Origin of the sequence: Neobacillus dielmonensis, from assembly GCF_000612665.1 — a bacterium.
GTDB classification, from domain to species: domain Bacteria; phylum Bacillota; class Bacilli; order Bacillales; family Cytobacillaceae; genus Neobacillus; species Neobacillus dielmonensis.
Map to the genome: position 1 here is coordinate 1 of NZ_HG942068.1, position 14,325 is coordinate 14,325.

General features: G+C 43.6%; 12 protein-coding genes, 23 tRNA genes and 1 riboswitch. Of the genes, 34 read left to right on the forward strand and 1 reads right to left on the reverse strand.

Going from position 1 to position 14,325, the window contains the following annotated elements; all coding sequences use genetic code 11:
• Positions 1-48: 48 nt before the first annotated feature.
• From BN2425_RS13980 to BN2425_RS14090, 23 genes are all read left to right on the forward strand, one after another.
• Positions 49-123: transfer RNA gene (locus BN2425_RS13980), tRNA-Glu, on the forward strand.
• 3 nt (positions 124-126) lie between these two features.
• Positions 127-202 (forward strand) — tRNA-Val (locus BN2425_RS13985).
• Between the two features lie 8 nt (positions 203-210).
• Positions 211-286, forward strand: a tRNA-Lys gene (locus BN2425_RS13990).
• A gap of 10 nt (positions 287-296) precedes the next feature.
• A tRNA-Leu gene (locus BN2425_RS13995) sits at positions 297-381 on the forward strand.
• Between the two features lie 7 nt (positions 382-388).
• Positions 389-463, forward strand: a tRNA-Gly gene (locus BN2425_RS14000).
• An 11-nt stretch (positions 464-474) separates the two neighbouring features.
• Positions 475-548 (forward strand) — tRNA-Arg (locus BN2425_RS14005).
• 8 nt (positions 549-556) lie between these two features.
• Positions 557-633: transfer RNA gene (locus BN2425_RS14010), tRNA-Pro, on the forward strand.
• A gap of 12 nt (positions 634-645) precedes the next feature.
• Positions 646-718, forward strand: a tRNA-Ala gene (locus BN2425_RS14015).
• A gap of 20 nt (positions 719-738) precedes the next feature.
• Positions 739-812, forward strand: a tRNA-Met gene (locus tag BN2425_RS14020).
• A gap of 15 nt (positions 813-827) precedes the next feature.
• A tRNA-Ile gene (locus tag BN2425_RS14025) sits at positions 828-901 on the forward strand.
• Positions 902-909: 8 nt separating this feature from the next.
• A tRNA-Ser gene (locus tag BN2425_RS14030) sits at positions 910-1,002 on the forward strand.
• A 27-nt stretch (positions 1,003-1,029) separates the two neighbouring features.
• Positions 1,030-1,103: transfer RNA gene (locus BN2425_RS14035), tRNA-Met, on the forward strand.
• A 3-nt stretch (positions 1,104-1,106) separates the two neighbouring features.
• Positions 1,107-1,180, forward strand: a tRNA-Asp gene (locus BN2425_RS14040).
• Between the two features lie 198 nt (positions 1,181-1,378).
• A tRNA-Phe gene (locus tag BN2425_RS14045) sits at positions 1,379-1,451 on the forward strand.
• 8 nt (positions 1,452-1,459) lie between these two features.
• A tRNA-Tyr gene (locus tag BN2425_RS14050) sits at positions 1,460-1,544 on the forward strand.
• Positions 1,545-1,573: 29 nt separating this feature from the next.
• Positions 1,574-1,649 (forward strand) — tRNA-His (locus tag BN2425_RS14055).
• Positions 1,650-1,662: 13 nt separating this feature from the next.
• Positions 1,663-1,737, forward strand: a tRNA-Gln gene (locus BN2425_RS14060).
• 4 nt (positions 1,738-1,741) lie between these two features.
• A tRNA-Gly gene (locus BN2425_RS14065) sits at positions 1,742-1,816 on the forward strand.
• A gap of 7 nt (positions 1,817-1,823) precedes the next feature.
• Positions 1,824-1,897: transfer RNA gene (locus BN2425_RS14070), tRNA-Cys, on the forward strand.
• An 11-nt stretch (positions 1,898-1,908) separates the two neighbouring features.
• A tRNA-Leu gene (locus tag BN2425_RS14075) sits at positions 1,909-1,993 on the forward strand.
• A 12-nt stretch (positions 1,994-2,005) separates the two neighbouring features.
• Positions 2,006-2,079, forward strand: a tRNA-Gly gene (locus BN2425_RS14080).
• 31 nt (positions 2,080-2,110) lie between these two features.
• Positions 2,111-2,184: transfer RNA gene (locus BN2425_RS14085), tRNA-Ile, on the forward strand.
• Positions 2,185-2,196: 12 nt separating this feature from the next.
• Positions 2,197-2,271, forward strand: a tRNA-Asn gene (locus BN2425_RS14090).
• A 52-nt stretch (positions 2,272-2,323) separates the two neighbouring features.
• Here the strand turns inward: BN2425_RS14090 and BN2425_RS14095 are convergent.
• Complete coding sequence (locus BN2425_RS14095) at positions 2,324-3,559, reverse strand: TolB-like translocation protein (RefSeq protein ID WP_052352877.1); 1,236 nt, start codon at positions 3,557-3,559, stop codon at positions 2,324-2,326.
• Between the two features lie 152 nt (positions 3,560-3,711).
• On the opposite strand from BN2425_RS14095, the gene BN2425_RS14100 reads away from it, so the two are divergent.
• From BN2425_RS14100 to purB, 11 genes are all read left to right on the forward strand, one after another.
• Complete coding sequence (locus BN2425_RS14100; RefSeq protein ID WP_042460659.1) at positions 3,712-4,257, forward strand: DUF2179 domain-containing protein; 546 nt, start codon at positions 3,712-3,714, stop codon at positions 4,255-4,257.
• 71 nt (positions 4,258-4,328) lie between these two features.
• Positions 4,329-4,628, forward strand: a complete 300-nt coding sequence (locus BN2425_RS14105) for a hypothetical protein (protein ID WP_042460662.1) — start codon at positions 4,329-4,331, stop codon at positions 4,626-4,628.
• A gap of 489 nt (positions 4,629-5,117) precedes the next feature.
• Positions 5,118-5,615 (forward strand): TRAP transporter small permease, encoded by a 498-nt coding sequence (locus tag BN2425_RS14110; protein ID WP_042460664.1) that lies wholly within the window; start codon positions 5,118-5,120, stop codon positions 5,613-5,615.
• A 2-nt stretch (positions 5,616-5,617) separates the two neighbouring features.
• Entirely contained in the window at positions 5,618-6,913 is a 1,296-nt protein-coding gene (locus tag BN2425_RS14115) for a TRAP transporter large permease (protein WP_042460666.1), read from the forward strand.
• A 56-nt stretch (positions 6,914-6,969) separates the two neighbouring features.
• Complete coding sequence (locus BN2425_RS14120) at positions 6,970-8,004, forward strand: TRAP transporter substrate-binding protein (protein WP_042460668.1); 1,035 nt, start codon at positions 6,970-6,972, stop codon at positions 8,002-8,004.
• 134 nt (positions 8,005-8,138) lie between these two features.
• Entirely contained in the window at positions 8,139-9,926 is a 1,788-nt protein-coding gene (locus BN2425_RS14125) for a sensor histidine kinase (RefSeq protein ID WP_052352878.1), read from the forward strand.
• Between the two features lie 33 nt (positions 9,927-9,959).
• Entirely contained in the window at positions 9,960-10,712 is a 753-nt protein-coding gene (locus BN2425_RS14130; protein WP_042460675.1) for a response regulator transcription factor, read from the forward strand.
• Between the two features lie 124 nt (positions 10,713-10,836).
• Entirely contained in the window at positions 10,837-11,034 is a 198-nt protein-coding gene (locus BN2425_RS14135; RefSeq protein ID WP_154663511.1) for an NETI motif-containing protein, read from the forward strand.
• A gap of 86 nt (positions 11,035-11,120) precedes the next feature.
• Positions 11,121-11,222, forward strand: a riboswitch (purine riboswitch).
• 132 nt (positions 11,223-11,354) lie between these two features.
• Complete coding sequence (gene purE, locus BN2425_RS14140; RefSeq protein WP_042460677.1) at positions 11,355-11,843, forward strand: 5-(carboxyamino)imidazole ribonucleotide mutase; 489 nt, start codon at positions 11,355-11,357, stop codon at positions 11,841-11,843.
• Positions 11,830-12,984: a 5-(carboxyamino)imidazole ribonucleotide synthase gene (purK, locus tag BN2425_RS14145; protein ID WP_195891947.1), complete on the forward strand. Its 1,155-nt coding sequence runs from the start codon at positions 11,830-11,832 to the stop codon at positions 12,982-12,984. Before purE ends, purK begins: the two co-directional genes overlap by 14 nt.
• Positions 12,985-12,987: 3 nt before the next feature.
• A complete protein-coding gene (gene purB, locus BN2425_RS14150) occupies positions 12,988-14,286 on the forward strand; it encodes an adenylosuccinate lyase (RefSeq protein ID WP_042460680.1) in 1,299 nt (432 codons plus the stop codon).
• Positions 14,287-14,325 lie beyond the last annotated feature (39 nt).

Below are 14,325 nucleotides of genomic sequence, written 5' to 3' on the forward strand. Positions count from 1 at the left end.
GAGTAGGACACTGCCAGGCTCGCCCCTTATGGGGTTTAATAAAAGATTGGCCCCTTGGTCAAGCGGTTAAGACACCGCCCTTTCACGGCGGTAACACGGGTTCGAATCCCGTAGGGGTCACCATATGGAGGATTAGCTCAGCTGGGAGAGCATCTGCCTTACAAGCAGAGGGTCGGCGGTTCGATCCCGTCATCCTCCACCATTTGTTTTGAGCCATTAGCTCAGTTGGTAGAGCATCTGACTTTTAATCAGAGGGTCGAAGGTTCGAGTCCTTCATGGCTCACCACTTGAATTATGCGGGTGTGGCGGAATTGGCAGACGCACCAGACTTAGGATCTGGCGCCGCAAGGCGTGGGGGTTCGACTCCCTTCACCCGCACCATTTATTTGCGGAAGTAGTTCAGTGGTAGAACATCACCTTGCCAAGGTGGGGGTCGCGGGTTCGAATCCCGTCTTCCGCTCCAGTTAATATTATGCGCCCGTAGCTCAATTGGATAGAGCGTCTGACTACGGATCAGAAGGTTATGGGTTCGACTCCTTTCGGGCGCGCTTACTTTCGGGAAATAGCTCAGCTTGGTAGAGCACTTGGTTTGGGACCAAGGGGTCGCAGGTTCGAATCCTGTTTTCCCGACCATTTTAAAAATATGGGGCCTTAGCTCAGCTGGGAGAGCGCCTGCTTTGCACGCAGGAGGTCAGCGGTTCGATCCCGCTAGGCTCCACTTATGTTCTATATTAATATGGCGGTGTAGCTCAGCTGGCTAGAGCGTACGGTTCATACCCGTAAGGTCGGGGGTTCGATCCCCTCCGCCGCTATTATAAGCTGATAATGGACCCTTAGCTCAGCTGGTTAGAGCTGACGGCTCATAACCGTCCGGTCGTAGGTTCGAGTCCTACAGGGTCCATTTATATTGGAGGAATACCCAAGTCTGGCTGAAGGGATCGGTCTTGAAAACCGACAGGCGGGTCAAACCGCGCGGGGGTTCGAATCCCTCTTCCTCCTCCATAAATTCACTAACATTATTATTATTATCGCGGGGTGGAGCAGTCCGGTAGCTCGTCGGGCTCATAACCCGAAGGTCGCAGGTTCAAATCCTGCCCCCGCAATTTGGTCTGGTAGTTCAGCTGGTTAGAATGCCTGCCTGTCACGCAGGAGGTCGCGGGTTCGAGTCCCGTCCAGACCGCTTTCCCTATAAAATACTCAGTAAGCTTACTGTTTATATATATATTTTTTAAGGCTCAGTAGCTCAGTCGGTAGAGCACGATTGAATTAGCTTCTGAGATTAGCATCAGCGTACCCATCGAGCAGCTGCTTGAATAAGCTTCCTGAGATGGGGACGAAGGACTTAGGATTCTCTATTTGTAGGGGACCAACTATATACGGCTCAGTAGCTCAGTCGGTAGAGCAAAGGACTGAAAATCCTTGTGTCGGCGGTTCGATTCCGTCCTGAGCCACCTTTCGTGGAGGGGTAGCGAAGTGGCTAAACGCGGCGGACTGTAAATCCGCTCCCTCAGGGTTCGGCGGTTCGAATCCGTCCCCCTCCACCATTTAATCAAACATTTGTTTTAATAATATGGCGGTTGTGGCGAAGTGGTTAACGCACCAGATTGTGGCTCTGGCATTCGTGGGTTCGATTCCCATCAATCGCCCCATATTAACTATTATTGGGCTATAGCCAAGCGGTAAGGCAACGGACTTTGACTCCGTCATTCGTAGGTTCGAATCCTGCTAGCCCAGCCAATTTGCGGAAGTAGTTCAGTGGTAGAACATCACCTTGCCAAGGTGGGGGTCGCGGGTTCGAATCCCGTCTTCCGCTCCAGAGATATGGCAGCATAGCCAAGTGGTAAGGCAGAGGTCTGCAAAACCTTTATCACCGGTTCAAATCCGGTTGCTGCCTCCAAGTAATAAAATGCCGGTGTGGCGGAATTGGCAGACGCGCACGACTCAAAATCGTGTTCCGTGAGGAGTGTCGGTTCGACCCCGACCACCGGTACCATCCTTATTTACTGCGGGTGTAGTTTAGTGGTAAAACCACAGCCTTCCAAGCTGTTGTTGTGGGTTCGATTCCCATCACCCGCTCCATCTTGACTATTCCAAAAAAAGATCATATAATGGGCCTATAGCTCAGCTGGTTAGAGCGCACGCCTGATAAGCGTGAGGTCGATGGTTCAAGTCCATTTAGGCCCATCATTCTATTATTCCGCAGTAGCTCAGTGGTAGAGCTATCGGCTGTTAACCGATCGGTCGTAGGTTCGAATCCTACCTGCGGAGCCATATACATAATAAATCTAGTAGCCGGGCGGCTTTTTTTTTATGCCCAAATTTTCTATTCTCCTCGTTTATACAGTGAAAAAACCTCATCCCAGTTCCATCTCTCATAATAATTGCTTGCTACGTTTATATTTTTTATCCAATATGTTTCCTTTAAGTTGCTTGCATTAGCCAGATAAATAGTTGCTGTCTTACGGTTTGTCCTAATCCAAAAAAGATGTTTACGATAATAGTCTGGTGCAAAGTCTCCTTCATTTTTGTTGGGAAAAGTTATTTGCTTCTGCGACTTAGAATCGGTGCCGACTTTATATAAACGAGGTAATGGTCGTTCCTCCAGCTTTGTCCACTCTGATTCTTTTGAACGGGAAACAAATAGGGTCAGATCAGTTGCCCAACTTAAACCTCGATCCGCAAAGCCACTCGGTGTCTGGCTAGTTTTGTAAAACTGCACTACATCTAATACTTTTAATTTTTTGTTGCTGATCGCTTCCCTGCCTGTTCCTTCTATATATCCAATCACACGTTGAGTGGGAGCCCACTTATACCAGTCTTGGTAACTTAGCATTTCATCCACTTTTTGAAAAGCACGGCCATTGTCTGATAACAAACAAAGCGTGTTGCTATCTGCTGAAAGTGAGGCGGTTGGTGTCAATAAAAAACTTATCCATTTGTGGTCTTGTGACCATTTAAAGGGACTGGTACCTACATAGTATTCATCCTTACCGACAGGGATCGTGTAAAAGTGTTGAACGCTTGGTTTTCTGTAAAGATAGACTTTTAATAAATGTATATCGGAATGCAGTTCATTGGTAGCTTTTTTAGATACTAGAAAGCCGTTTCCCTTTGGAAGCCAAGAGAAGTTATCCACTTTTTTATCCATGTGCTGGATACGTAAAGGCTTGGGTAGTTGAGCCGTTACAACACTCAAAGTATGATTGGTAAGGAAACCAAGCGTATTTCTCCTGGGAGCCCATTGAAAGTTAGGACTGGCATTCTCATGGATTAGAAAGTGTTTACGTTGTTTTAGATAGTACACCCACAACTGTCCGTTACCGTTCTCTGTTTCTGTTCTTTTTTGATAGGCAACCCAGGTTCCATCATATGACCATTTGGGATAACGAATATAATCGCCGTTGGTGATTGGCCATTCCTCATTGCCTATTTTGATCCATAGGTCATTGTTTCGAATAAAAGCCGCTTTGAACTCTTTATCGGCCGGTTGTGCATGAATGGGCTGATAAATAGGTAACAATACCCCTATAATCAGAATTAAAGTTATTTTTCTTAACATAACGTTCACCCCTATACTTTTATAGGTCTAGTTTGCGGAAAAATATTTTTCCTATTAGAGGAGACGAAAGTCTTATTTTTACTCAGGAAGACCAAAGTGAAAGTAATTTATGTTAAAGTATGGGGAGCTTAATGGTAAGGGGGTTTCTCTGAATGGAGAACAGTTTTGTAATGGTAGCCATCATTCTGGTTATCAATATTGTGTATGTAACGTTTTTTACGATAAGGATGATTTTGACATTAAAGGGTCAACGGTACCTTGCTGCGTGCTTGAGCATGATTGAGGTAGTGATTTATGTCTTAGGGCTGGGACTGGTTTTAAATAATTTAAATGAAATTCAAAATTTGATTGCTTATGCCGTTGGTTATGGACTCGGTGTGATTATAGGGATGAAAATCGAGGAAAAGCTGGCTCTTGGGTACATTATGGTAAATGTGGTTACCACGGAGTGGGATAAAGATTTACCCAAATTACTTCGGGATAATGGATATGGCGTTACCGACTGGGAGGCACATGGCCGTGAAGGCAGCCGAATGGCGATGCAGATTCTCACACCGAGAAAATTCGAATTAAAACTTTATGAGACCATCAATAATTTTGACCCTAAAGCTTTCATTATCTCCTACGAGCCCAAGACCATTCATGGTGGATTTTGGGTAAAATCTGTGAGGAAGGGCAAATTGTTTTCGGAGAGATGATCAAAGCTGTTCGTGGATACAGCCATCGAGAATCAACGGTTTAATCTGATGATAAAGGAGGACAGCGATCAATGATGAGTTTATTGTACGTAGCTACCATAGTTATAGCTGGTTGTATCGTGTTTGTTCCCTTCTTTATAATTAGAAAACCAATTATTTTGAAAAACAAAGCGGAATATTATATGGCGTTATCTGAATTAAAGCAAAATCCTAAAAATGAGGAATTAAAATTAAAAGTCTTAGAACTAGGACGCAAATTTTATGGTTCTGCAAGAATCACCAGTAGTGCAACCACATTTGATGAAAGCATTATTAATTGTGAAATCATTGCAGCTTGCCAAACAGATGAACCGATCAATGAACTAGATTAGCTTGAGATGATAAGAATAAAGGAATGGGAAGTGTAAACTTATCCCATTCCTTTTTTTATGTGCTTTTCCAAAGGTTTGTTGCTAACTCTGCATTTATGAACTATCTCCTGAAAAAGTGTAAATTATTGCTTATGATAAGCGACAGAACACATGGAATAACCGGGAGAATGGTAGTTAATAACCTGCAAAACTACCGGAAGATAGAAAACTGTCTGACTGGTCATTTATACCTCATATTGGATAGCAAATAGTAGGAATATACAATACCGGTTTTTTTATAAAGAAACAAAAATATCTACGAAACCAAAACAGCTTTTATATAAAATGGGGAGTTCGTTAGTTAAACCATGAACATACCTAAAAAAATTACAAAAAAATCTAAAACTAGCACGGTTTTTTCTATAAATGAAAGCATTTACAATTGACTTGTAAGCACTTACAAATAACTACGAATAGTTAGAGAAGTGAAAAGAGGGGGAGGTTTTATTTGTGAATGGGCTTAAACGGGTATTTCTGTTTTTAGATAGTCTTTTTGAAAAAGTGGCTATCGGCTCGCTCATCGTCATGATTGTGATCGTAACACTTCAGGTTTTCACCCGAAAATTATTTAACTATGTTATTTCTTGGTCCGAGGAAGTGACACTGTTATTGCTTTGCTGGTTTTCCTTTATGGGGATTGCCATTGGAGTACGAGAAAAATTACATTTATCAATCGAGTCCTTTACTGAAAAATTGCCTCCTTTCGTACTCAAGGTGATCGATAAAATCGTGTTGCTTGCGACCATCGCTTTCGGTTTGTATTTGTTGAAATACGGATGGGATTTCACTGTACTAATGAAGGATTCTACCCTTCCAGCAACGAAGCTATCTAACAGCTGGGCATACGCAGTTATGCCAATAACTGGTTTTATGATGATCGTTTATGCCTTCTTGCAGTTCATCGGTATTGATACAAGACGTCATAAGATTGAAGGGAGTGGGCACTAACGATGGATACTTCTACAATTGCAATCATTATTCTACTGGCTAGCTTTGTTCTTATGTTGGTCTTTCGTTTTCCAGTGGCGCTTTCCTTAGCAGGCTCCACCGTAATCACCATGATCTATTTAAACATTCCACTTGAAGTGGTTGGACAGCGGATGATTCAAGGGGTTAACTCCTTTGCACTGCTTACGATTCCATTCTTTATTTTGGCGGGGCAGCTGATGAATGAGGGTGGTTTGGCCATCCGGTTAATTAACCTCGCTATGCTGGTGGTAGGCCGGGTTCGCGGCGGTTTGGCCATGGTTAACGTGCTCGCCTGTCTACTGTTCGGAAATATTTCAGGTTCGGCGGCTGCCGACGTATCCTCCATTGGTTCGGTTATGATTCCAATGATGAAGAAAAAAGGATACAGTAAGGAGTTTGCGACAGGTCTAACGACAGCTGCTGCCATCCAAGGGGTTGTGGTTCCACCAAGCCATAACTTAATTTTATTCTCTTTGGCTTCGGGCGGTGTATCGATTGCCTCCTTATTTATGGCAGGCGTCGTACCAGGGATTCTTATCTGTATTACCCTTATGATCGCCAGCCGTTTTATGGCTATTCGCCAAGGTTTTACTCAAACGCAGGTTATTGACCGAAAAGACGTACCAAAGGTTATAAAAGATGGGATTATTTCCATTATGCCAGTTGTTATTATCCTAGGCGGGATATTCTCAGGATGGTTTACAGCATCAGAATCTGGCGCTATCGCGGTATTATATGCCATCATTGTCACATTCTTCGTTTTTAAAGAAATTCCCTTCAGCCGGATGTGGGGGATACTCATCAAGACATTCCGCACCGTTTCGATGGTCCTGTTTTTAATTGCCGCTTCAAACGCATTAAGTTATGTACTGGCGTTCTTGCAAATTCCTTCGCTAGTAACGAACGCATTGCTAAATATTTCTGACAATCCAATTATCATTCTATTAATTATCAATATCCTGCTGCTTATCCTCGGATGCGGGATGGATATGGCACCGCTTATCTTGATTATGACACCGATCTTACTGCCGGTCGTGACATCATTAGGAATGGATCCAGTCCATTTCGGAATCATTTTAATGTTGAACTTAGGAATTGGGCTTCTAACTCCTCCAGTTGGTACTGTCTTATTCATAGGTTGTGCTCTCAGCGACATACCGATTATGAAGGGGGCCAAGGCAATGGCGCCATTCGGGCTAATCCTTGTTGCTGCTCTGATGGTTTTAACCTATGTACCTGATATCTCATTGTGGCTGCCACACTTGTTAGGTAAATAACAGGGTTTAATAGTTTACAAAATAAATCAATTTCGAGTAAGGGAAAGGGGATTATAATGGAAAAATCATCTAAAAAATTATCCTTTGTGTTGAGTGCGGTGCTTGGGTCAGGTTTAATTCTTGCCGCATGCGGCGGTGAAGATACAGCCAAAACTTCCGGAGGAGAAAAGAAGGCTTCAGAAGGAAAAACCTATACGTTCCGATTGGCCGACACTCACCCGGACAATTACCCAACCGTTTTGGGAGATAAGAAATTTGCTGAGCTAGTTAACGAAAAATCAGATGGGCGCATCAAAATTACCGTTTTTCCAAACAGCCAGCTTGGTGATGAAAAGTCAGTTATTGAACAAGTCCAATTGGGAGCAGTAGAGTTTACACGTGTTAGTACCGGTCCATTGGCCGAATTCAGTAAGCCGCTAGGTGTATTCAGCCTTCCATATATCTTTGACGATTCAGAACACGAGTGGAAATTTCTAGAAAGTAAAGAAGGGCAAGATTTGCTAAAAGGACTGGAATCATCCAAAATGATCGGACTTGCTTACTATGATTCTGGCGCGCGCAGCTTCTATTCTACTAAGCCACTCAAGAGTGTGGATGATCTAAAGGGTCAGAAAATCCGGGTACAACAAAATGAGATTAATATTGCCTTGATGGATGCCCTTGGTGCCAATGCTACTCCAATGGCGTACGGCGAGGTTTTCAGCTCTTTGCAGACCGGCGTTATTGATGCGGCTGAAAACAATACACCAAGTTATGTTTCCGCTAACCACTATCAAGTGGCCAAGAACTTGATTCTGGATGGCCATCAGCGGGTACCTGAAGCATTGCTTGCCAGTAAAGCAACTTGGGATAAATTGAGTGATGGAGATAAAAAGATTATCCAGGAAGCTGCTGAAGAGTCCGTTAAAACGGAACGCGAAGAATGGGATAAAATGGAGAAAGATTCAGAAGCTAAAATTAAACAAGCAGGGGTAAATATTGTTGAAGTAAAAGATATTAAAGAATGGCAGAAAAAGGTTAAACCTGTAATTGACAAGTATCGTGCCGATTACGGTGATATTCTTGATGCAATTGACAAACTTAGAAAGTAAAATAATAGATAGATTAGAAGACTATGCCTGAAATTTATGCATAGTCTTTCCTTTTTTGATGTCACAAAAGGATTTGGTGTGCGATGCAACGGTTTCGAAAAAATGCTTGGGAACGTTTTATAAGGGTGCTTCTGATGCGCGATCAGCCACTGGTACGCAAGCTGCTTGTTTTTTCCGCGCTTCTGGTTGTGGTACCGATTAGTTTTATTGCTGCGTATTCTTACATAAAATCAACGGAAGTACTTGAAAGTGAAGCGGGTTCCTACAGCTGGCAAATCATAAGGCAAGTAAATACGCATATCGAGTATTATGTAGGGGACTTTGAGATTGAAATATTAAAAATCTTAAACAACCAAACGATTGACCGGTTTCTCAAGGCCAATAGCCAAGAAGAATTTGAGTCAAGTGGAATGTCTGAGAGTATCAAGCGGGTGTTGGAAAATGCTGCTTACTCGCGGTCGGATATAGCTAATATTACCCTTTACCATGAAAATGTGGCGGCAGTTGACGCGATGGATGTTCGTTTCAATCGGGCCTATCCAATCGAGTCGTTTCAGCCGGAGTTCTTTGACAAGATCCTGCCGGACAACGCCGAACCGGTTATTTTCACTCGGACACTGGCGGACAAGGAAAACGAGGAGTATGTCATTTCGATTGCACGAAGATTATTTAGCCCTAAGACACTGAAACCAATTGGCTATATCGTGTTGGACGTTAACTTTAAGCGGTTTAAAGAAATCGCCAGCCAGGTTAATATAGGTCATTCAGGATTTATGTATATCGTGGATTCACAAGGAAACTATGTCTATCATCCCGATTTTTCTAAGTTAGGGAAAAAAGCAGACCTTGAAAATTTGGCCAAAATTCTCGGTGATGAAAGCGGGTCTTTCGTGACAACGGGTAAGGAAAAAGATCTACTCACCTACACTCATTCAGGATTTCTTGGCTGGACCGTGATTACCTCAATTCCGTACAATGAATTAATTCGCAGCTCGATTTACATTAAAAACACGATTATTATCACTGTCGTTTTAACTCTGGCTCTTGCTGCCCTGCTTGGTTTAGGCTTAGCCAGCAGCATTATCAATCCAATCAGGGGCTTGCAAAAGATGGTTAAACGGGTGGAGAAAGGTGACTTTAGCGGACACGTAGAAGTTTTGTCCAAAGACGAGATTGGGATGTTAACGAACGGATTTAACAAAATGCTCATCCACTTAAATGAATTGGTCAATGAAGTTTATTTTTCTAAAATAAGAGAAACGGAAATGCAACTCCAGCAAAAGGAAACAGAATTAAAAGCACTGCAAGCTCAAATCAATCCGCACTTTTTGTTCAATTCTCTCGAGACCATCCGCGGCATGGCATTGGAGTACGGGGTAGATGATATATCCGATATTTCTGCCTCGCTGGCCAAATTATTACGTTATAATATAAACAATAAATCGCAAACGGTTACATTGGCAGAAGAAATAAACATAACGAAGGTCTACTTGCGGATTCAAAAATTCCGTTTTGGCGAAAGATTGGAGTACCAATTTTCCATACCAGATTGGGCAAAGGGTCAATTGATTGCCAAATTCTCGATACAACCGATTGTGGAAAATTCCTTTAAACATGGGATAGAGCCGACTGCCGGCGTTTCCCGAATCAGCGTTACAGCTGAAAAGGAGTCGGATGAGGCTTATGTGATTCAAATTCAGGACAATGGGATGGGGATCGTACAAGAAAAGTTGGAAGAGATCCGTCAAAACTTGCTGCAGAAGGATGTTATGGCAGGCGGACCTGGAATCGGCATGGTGAATGTGCACCGCAGGATTGTCCACCTATTTGGCGAAGAATATGGAATCAGCATCCAAAGCAGGGAAGGGAACGGTGCTAGAATCAGCATCCGGCTCCCAATAGATGTTCATGAAAGGTTGTAATGACATGCTTTAATTGGTTTAAGGGGGAATAGCATGTATACCATACTTCTGGTGGATGATGAGAAATGGGTACGCACTGCTCTTCGACACATGATCGCAAGGACAGGGCTTCCTTTCAAAGTGGAAGAAGAATGTACCAATGGATTGGATGCTTTAGATTTTTTACAGAATCATCCTGTAGATTTGGTCATGACGGATGTACGGATGGCCGTGATGGATGGGTTAACGTTTGTTACAGAATTGGCTAATGGAGATTATCCAACGGATTGCATTATGGTCAGCGGTTATGATGATTTCAAATACGTTCAGCATGCTCTCCGTTCCGGTGTATTTGACTATTTACTTAAGCCTGTAGAACTGGACGATATGAAAGCTTGTCTAGAAAAATGGCTGGAACATCGTTTGAAACAGGAAGCCGATAAGCAACGAGCAAATTCAGTGGAGAGTAAAGTGGATTCATCTGGATTATCAACGATCGAAAAGGTCATTCAGTATGTCAAAAGCAAGGTACCGGGGGATGTTACTTTATCAGAAGCTGCGGAACATGTACATTTGAATCCCAGTTACCTAAGCAAGCTTTTTAAGGATAAAATGGATCAAAACTTCATGGATTTTGTTCTCGATATCCGCATGAACGAAGCCAAACGATTGCTAGAGAGGACCTCCTTAAGGGTGACAGAGATCTCTGACCGGCTAGGTTATTCAGATATTACGTACTTTAGTAATATATTTAAGCGTAAAACAGGGGTGCCGCCATCGGAATATCGCAAGCAGCAACAACGGTAAGTAAGGCATGGCAAAAAATAAATTTCCTATTGTCAAAGGAAAAATGCATTGCGTAACAAGTTAAGAAATGCTGTAAACTAGTAAAAGCAATGCAATGAAACTAATGACTAGTGAGGATTGTTTTATGGGTAAAACTAAAATGTTGTTTGAAGTCCAAGAAAATGAAAGCATTGAGCAATGTCTGAATAGAATGAAACAGCAAGGATACGTTCCCATCCGGCGCATGGAAAAGCCGGTATTCCAGGAGGTCATAAAGGATGGAGAAACGATTTACGAACCGGTTGGCCGGCAAATCCTCTTTGAAGGGAAACTATCTGAGTAAAACACGAACATTATTATTAAACGGCAAAATATCGTTCGACATATTAGTTGACATCCAATTGATTGGACTGGTAAGATAAGTACATGGATGTGAAATAATCTTCCCCTCGTATATCAATGGGAATAGGGCCCATAAGTTTCTACCCAATAACCGTAAATTATTGGACTATGAGGGAAAGTCGATATGTTCGGCACTTAGTAAGGGGGGCACCTCTTACACTTTGTCAGCCTATTTTTTCAGTATGCCCGGACAAATGGCTTTCTCTTAACTTGAGAACCATTTGTTCCGGGCTTTTTGTTTGGATAAAAAGGGGGAGAAGGATGAAACCATTAGTTGGCGTGATTATGGGGAGCAAGTCAGATTGGGAGACCATGAAACATGCTTGCGACGTTTTAGACCAGCTTGAAGTAGCTTATGAAAAGAAAGTGGTATCAGCCCATCGAACACCAGAATTGATGTTTACATATGCCGAGGAGGCTAGAAATAGAGGATTAAAAGTGATCATTGCCGGTGCAGGCGGAGCGGCCCACTTGCCTGGGATGGTGGCAGCAAAGACCATCCTGCCAGTGATTGGCGTTCCGGTTCAATCAAAAGCTTTAAACGGATTGGACTCTTTGCTGTCGATTGCCCAGATGCCTGGCGGAGTTCCTGTTGCAACGGTAGCAATTGGCAAAGCTGGCTCCACTAACGCTGGACTGTTGGCAGCGCAAATTTTAGCAGTGGAGGATCCCGAACTGGTCGAACGTTTGGAAGCAAGACGCGAGGCGATTAAAGCGGAAGTCATGGAAAGTAGTGATGAGCTTGAATAACAAAGTAATTTTGCCCGGAGCAACGATTGGGATTATTGGTGGGGGCCAATTAGGCAGAATGATGGCTCTGTCAGCTAGAGCGATGGGTTATCGGATTGCGGTACTGGAGCCGACACCGGATTCCCCGTGCGGTCAGGTGGCCGATGTGGAAGTGATTGGTGCTTATGATGACCGAGAGGCGATCAGTCAGCTGGCAGAAATCAGTGATGTCATTACCTATGAATTTGAAAATATTGATGCTGATACTCTTGGCTGGATTTGTGACCGGGCTTACGTGCCACAGGGCAGAGACTTGCTGACTATCACACAGAACCGGATTACCGAAAAAGCAGCAATCCAGAATGCAGGAGTGGAAGTGGCTCCCTATGAAGTGATAGAAAGTCTGGAGGACTTATTTTTAAAAATAGATGCTTTAGGCTATCCAGCCGTTTTGAAAACGGCACGGGGCGGCTATGATGGAAAAGGCCAGCTCGTTCTTCGGTCAAAGGAAGATTTAGCGGAGGCGGGAGCACTAGTAAAATCGGGTCCGTGTGTTTTGGAAAAGTGGATTCGCTTTGAAAAAGAAATTTCCGTGATCGTGACACGAAAGGCAATTGGAGATACAACATTCTTTCCAGTGGCAGAAAACATCCATGTGGAGAACATCCTGCATGAAACCATCGTACCTGCAAGAATCTCCCAGTGCCTACAGATGAGGGCTGTGGAACAGGCGAAAATTATTGCGGATTCCTTAAATTTAGTCGGGACGTTGGCGGTCGAGATGTTTGTGACGGAAAATGAGGACATTTATATTAATGAGCTTGCTCCAAGGCCACACAACTCCGGCCATTATACGATTGAGGCATGTGAGACATCGCAATTTGAACAGCATGTCCGCGCTGTCTGTAACCTGCCGCTGGGTTGCACAGAGCTATTAAAACCGGTGGTTATGGTCAACCTATTAGGGGAGCATCTGGAACCCCTTTATGGGGAGATTCCTCAGTTAAGTAATTGGAAGATTCATCTGTACGGTAAAAAAGAGCCTAAAGTCAAAAGAAAAATGGGCCATGTGACGATTTTACGAGATAATGTAGAAGATGCGCTTGAAGAAGTTAGGGACAGTCGCATTTGGAATACTGTGAAGGAAAAGATCGGAGGATAAAACATGATTGATCGTTATACGAGACCGGAAATGGGAGCGATATGGACAGAAGAAAATCGCTTCAAGGCATGGCTGGAGGTTGAAATTCTCGCCTGTGAGGCATGGGCGGAGTTGGGCGAAATCCCTAAGGAAGATGTAAAAAAGCTTCGAGAAAATGCTTCTTTCAACATCGACCGAATTAAAGAAATCGAAGAGGAAACTCGGCACGATGTGGTCGCGTTTACCCGTGCGGTTTCAGAGACGCTCGGAGAAGAGCGCAAATGGGTGCACTACGGACTAACTTCCACAGATGTCGTGGATACTGCCTTATCTTATGTATTAAAGCAGGCCAATGCCATTTTACTGAAAGACCTGGAAAACTTTGTTGAGATATTGAAGAACAAAGCTCAAGAACATAAATACACCGTCATGATGGGCCGGACCCACGGTGTGCATGCCGAACCGACCACATTCGGGCTGAAGCTAGCTCTTTGGCATGAGGAAATGAAACGGAACCTAGAACGGTTTAAGCAAGCGGCAAGAGGCATCGAATTTGGAAAGATATCCGGTGCTGTCGGAACTTATGCTAATATTGATCCTTTTGTAGAGCAATATGTTTGTGAAAAATTAGGACTCGAGGCGGCGCCGATTTCCACACAAACCTTGCAGCGCGACCGGCATGCAGCCTATATGTCCACAATTGCTTTGATTGCGACTTCGATTGAGAAGTTTGCTGTTGAGGTTCGCGGATTGCAGAAGAGTGAAACGCGTGAGGTCGAAGAATATTTTGCCAAAGGGCAAAAAGGGTCTTCCGCTATGCCGCATAAACGGAATCCAATTGGTTCAGAAAACATGACCGGGATGGCTCGGGTGATTCGCGGCTATATGATGACGGCTTATGAAAATGTGCCATTATGGCATGAGCGCGATATTTCGCATTCTTCTGCTGAGCGGATTATTCTGCCGGATGCGACGATTGCCTTGAATTATATGCTGAACCGGTTTGGCAACATCATTAAGAACTTAACCGTGTATCCAGAGAATATGAAGCGAAACATGGATCGCACGCTCGGCTTGATTTATTCACAACGGGTGCTGCTGGCGCTTATTGATAAAGGTTTATCTCGTGAGGAAGCGTATGACACGGTACAGCCGAAGGCCATGGAAGCATGGGAAAAACAAGTACCATTCCGCGGATTGGTTGAGGGTGAGGAGAAGATTACTTCTTTGCTGTCTGCTGACGAGATTGCCGATTGTTTTGATTATAACTACCATCTCAAGCATGTAGATATGATATTTGAACGGTTAGGATTGAATGAATAAGGGAAAAGGCACGCAAGAAGTTCTACGTGACCCAAATCA

What these genes read in the sequence shown, in the direction of transcription:
- BN2425_RS14095 (WP_052352877.1), bottom strand. Translation starts at nt 3,559, where the DNA reads ATGTTAAGAAAAATAACTTTAATTCTGATTATAGGGGTATTGTTACCT.
- BN2425_RS14100 (WP_042460659.1), top strand. Translation starts at nt 3,712, where the DNA reads ATGGAGAACAGTTTTGTAATGGTAGCCATCATTCTGGTTATCAATATT.
- BN2425_RS14105 (WP_042460662.1), top strand. Translation starts at nt 4,329, where the DNA reads ATGATGAGTTTATTGTACGTAGCTACCATAGTTATAGCTGGTTGTATC.
- BN2425_RS14115 (WP_042460666.1), top strand. Translation starts at nt 5,618, where the DNA reads ATGGATACTTCTACAATTGCAATCATTATTCTACTGGCTAGCTTTGTT.
- BN2425_RS14120 (WP_042460668.1), top strand. Translation starts at nt 6,970, where the DNA reads ATGGAAAAATCATCTAAAAAATTATCCTTTGTGTTGAGTGCGGTGCTT.
- BN2425_RS14125 (WP_052352878.1), top strand. Translation starts at nt 8,139, where the DNA reads ATGCGCGATCAGCCACTGGTACGCAAGCTGCTTGTTTTTTCCGCGCTT.
- BN2425_RS14130 (WP_042460675.1), top strand. Translation starts at nt 9,960, where the DNA reads ATGTATACCATACTTCTGGTGGATGATGAGAAATGGGTACGCACTGCT.
- BN2425_RS14135 (WP_154663511.1), top strand. Translation starts at nt 10,837, where the DNA reads ATGGGTAAAACTAAAATGTTGTTTGAAGTCCAAGAAAATGAAAGCATT.
- purE (WP_042460677.1), top strand. Translation starts at nt 11,355, where the DNA reads ATGAAACCATTAGTTGGCGTGATTATGGGGAGCAAGTCAGATTGGGAG.
- purK (WP_195891947.1), top strand. Translation starts at nt 11,830, where the DNA reads ATGAGCTTGAATAACAAAGTAATTTTGCCCGGAGCAACGATTGGGATT.
- purB (WP_042460680.1), top strand. Translation starts at nt 12,988, where the DNA reads ATGATTGATCGTTATACGAGACCGGAAATGGGAGCGATATGGACAGAA.